The sequence below is a fragment of the Micrococcus sp. KRD096 genome (assembly GCF_017168495.1).
GTDB lineage: Bacteria > Actinomycetota > Actinomycetes > Actinomycetales > Micrococcaceae > Micrococcus > Micrococcus luteus.
On record NZ_JABFAY010000026.1, the window covers coordinates 1 to 965 of the forward strand.

Consider the following 965-nt stretch of genomic DNA (forward strand, 5'->3'; position numbering starts at 1 on the left):
GTGGGTGCCGGCGCGGGTGCTCCCTGGCGATGCCGCCCGAGTCGCCTCTCGGGGTTCCGTGGGCAGGGCAACCGGTTCCGTGGGCGGGTCAGCCGGTTCCGTGGGCAGAAGAGTGACTCCTTCCGCCCACGGAACCTGAATCGCCGCCGGTTCTGCCCACGGAACCCTGCCCACGAAGCCCTGCCCACGAAGCCCTGCCCACGGGACGCGGGGATTCTGGAACACTGGGACGCACGCCTCATGCGGCCGGACCGCGGCGGGCGGAGAGGAGGGCCATGACGCGCACCAGCACGTACGGGTTCCGGGAGGGGACGCTGGACACCGTCCGGCGCAGCATGCGGACCGTCGCGGTGCATCGCGACGACGGCGAGCTCGTCGGCCGGGTGGTCCGTGGGGAGCTGGCGGGCTGCGAACGCACCGGCACGTTCCGCTGGGAGTCGATCGGCGGTGCCGCCACCACGGTGGGGATCCGCCGGGCCACGTGGCGCAGCGCGGTGGGCCGCCTGCTGCGCCCGACCTATGCCGTGACGCATCGACCGGACGTCACGGCACCGGCCGAGGGGGAGCCACCGGCGCCCGTGCATGACGAGCTCAAGGAGATCTGGGGCGAGAACGTGCTCTACTTCGCCGTCGACGGGACGGTCCAGGGGCGTCGCGTGGTGGCCCGCGCGGACTGGGACGGCTCCGTGGAGGTGCGGGCACAGGGGGAGGACGGCGGCCGGCCACGGCGGGTCGCCCGGTTCCACTCGGGTGGGATGTTCTCCCTGACCCGCGTCGAGGTGGATCACGAGGCCGCCGGCACCACACGGGACGGTGCGCTGTTCGGCGTGCTCATGCTGCTGCCGTTCGTGGCGCGCCTCCATCGGGAGGAGTCCTCGCTGATCGAGGAGCTGCTCGGCTGAGTGCACGCTCCGCGTCGTCCGCGCCTGCCGCGTCCGGGGCCGCCGCTACCCTCGAGGCATGCC

At 73.5% G+C, this 965-nt stretch carries 1 protein-coding gene; it reads left to right on the plus strand.

Going from position 1 to position 965, the window contains the following annotated elements; translation table 11 throughout:
• Positions 1–275 precede the first annotated feature (275 nt).
• Complete coding sequence (locus tag J1M41_RS11130; protein WP_010079958.1) at positions 276–902, plus strand: hypothetical protein; 627 nt, start codon at positions 276–278, stop codon at positions 900–902.
• Positions 903–965: the final 63 nt, after the last annotated feature.